This is a genomic window from Vibrio sp. 1580, assembly GCF_033340055.1.
The window spans coordinates 1-504 of record NZ_JAWOVT010000804.1; the positions used below are offsets into that span (position 1 = coordinate 1).

Annotated in this window: 1 pseudogene; it reads right to left on the bottom strand. The window is 47.0% G+C overall.

Annotation, left to right across the window (positions count from 1 at the left end):
- Positions 1–504 (bottom strand): annotated as a pseudogene (locus tag R7093_RS28480) (hypothetical protein); the annotation flags it as partial.

Consider the following 504-nt stretch of genomic DNA (forward strand, 5'->3'; position numbering starts at 1 on the left):
CGCATCGACGATCACTTTATTCTTCGACTCAACAACAAAGCCGCCTTTGATTGACGCTTGCTCACCGTTTAGCTTGTACTCCGCAAACGCCACCGATTGAGGCCAGTTTTCTGCAATTTGCGTAAACTCGTTATGACAAACTGGTGTGCGCATTTCCGTAATGTTTGGATCGACGTTAAGACGAGTTAATTGACGAGCAAACATGTTGCCATCAACAGTGGTTAAACCTTTGATGATTTCACGATGGTCGATGTAGCCAAAAGAGTTGTTGTTTTTACCATACTGAGTTTGGATGGCTTCAGCACGACCGCTATCCGCTAATGATTGGGTTGGAGACTCAAGACCCAGCGCCATTTTCAACGGGTTAAGATCACCCAACTCCGCGATATCCACCGTCACGGTTAGCACGTTGTCGATAACCGCCACAACTAAGCCAATGCCATCTTGCGGATCTACTGCATCCGTCATTTCATAACGACGGTACTCCACCATACCCAGCTTCAT